Origin of the sequence: Pseudoduganella umbonata, assembly GCF_014192225.1 — a bacterium.
Classification (GTDB): domain Bacteria; phylum Pseudomonadota; class Gammaproteobacteria; order Burkholderiales; family Burkholderiaceae_D; genus Rugamonas; species Rugamonas umbonata.
The window spans coordinates 1-1,041 of the sequence record NZ_JACHXS010000032.1 but is presented as its reverse complement, the minus strand read 5'-3'; the positions used below and the strand labels follow the sequence as shown (position 1 = coordinate 1,041).

At 66.2% G+C, this 1,041-nt stretch carries 1 pseudogene; it reads left to right on the top strand.

The features are described from left to right. Positions 1–1,041: pseudogene (locus tag FHS02_RS31150) on the top strand (heme utilization protein); the annotation flags it as partial.

The window sequence follows — 1,041 nt, the reverse complement described above, 5'->3', positions numbered from 1 at the left end:
GCCCAGGCTGCTGGCCTGACGAGCGCGCAAGTGCAAGCCCTGTCGACCGACAACCTGCAGGCCATGGAAACGGCCGACCTGCGTGCGTTGAAGACGAACGTGATCTCGGCCCTGAGCTCCGACCAGATCAAGGCCCTGACCTCGGCCCAGCTGTCGGCATTGAGCACCGGCCAGATGGCGGCCCTGAACAGCGATGCGCTGGAAAACCTGACGTCGGCCCAACTGGCCGGCCTGACCTCGGCACAGATCGCCGGCATGAGTACCGCCCAGATCGCCGCGCTGTCGACCGACGCGCTGGCATCGCTGAGCACGTCCGCAGTCGCCGCCCTGAAGACCAGCGCGATTGCCGCGCTGACGTCGGCGCAGGTTGATGCTCTGACCTTGGCACAACTGGTAGCCCTGACCACTGCCCAGGCGGGCGCCCTGACCACCGGCCAGATCGGTGCACTGAATAGTGCCGACCTGAACGCCATGGAAACGGCCGACCTGCGCGCCCTGAAGAGTGCCGTGATCGCTGAACTGAACAGCGCACAGATTGCCGGCCTGTCCTCGGCAGGCATTGCCGCACTGACCTCGACACAACTGGGTGCACTGGACGCAGACCTGTTCACCGCCGGCCTGACGACGACACAGATCCAGGCGCTGACGACCGCCCAGGCTGCTGGCCTGACCAGCGCACAAGTGCAAGCCCTGTCGACCGACAACCTGCGGGCACTGGAAACGGCTGACCTGCGCGCGTTGAAGACGAGCGTGATCTCGGCCCTGAGTTCGGATCAACTGAAAGCGCTGACCTCGGACCAGTTGGGTGCACTGAGCACTGGCCAGCTGGCCGCCCTGAACAGCGACGCGCTGGAAACGCTGACCTCGGCCCAATTGGCCGGCCTCACCTCGGCCCAGATCGCCGGCATGGGCACTGCGCAGATCGCCGCGCTGTCGACCGACGCGCTGGCATCGCTGAGCACGTCCGCAGTGGCCGGCCTGAAGACGAACGCGATCGCTGCGCTGACGTCGGCCCAGGTCAGTGCACTGACTTCCGATCAA